The organism is Tritonibacter sp. SIMBA_163, from assembly GCF_046535935.1.
Taxonomy (GTDB): Bacteria; Pseudomonadota; Alphaproteobacteria; order Rhodobacterales; family Rhodobacteraceae; genus Epibacterium; species Epibacterium scottomollicae.
This window is the reverse complement of the sequence record NZ_JAWJBP010000975.1, coordinates 1-250: the sequence shown is the minus strand read 5'-3', so window position 1 is coordinate 250 and position 250 is coordinate 1. Positions and strand designations below refer to the sequence as shown.

Below are 250 nucleotides of genomic sequence, written 5' to 3'. Positions count from 1 at the left end.
TGAACGTCGCGCACCTCTGGTTGGTCAGGGTTGGCCCAGAGCTGCCGCAGCGCTTGGAACAGGCCGCGTTTGCGCTGGCGGGTACGCCGGCCCAGTTCGGCGTTGCTGACCCCGTCGGTGACGACAAGAACGCCGCCGGACAGGATCAGGAACATCGAATTGCCGTAATCGCCCTCGCGGACAATGACGTCGCCGGGCGCATAGCGCACGAAGCGCCCGTCGTTGCGGACGATCTCCTCGAGCGGCAACG

1 protein-coding gene is annotated in these 250 nt (G+C 66.4%); it reads right to left on the bottom strand.

The genetic code is table 11. The features are described 5' to 3' along the window. On the bottom strand, positions 1-250 hold a 250-nt coding region (locus R0J92_RS25235), incomplete at both ends, for a cyclic nucleotide-binding domain-containing protein (RefSeq protein WP_411053704.1).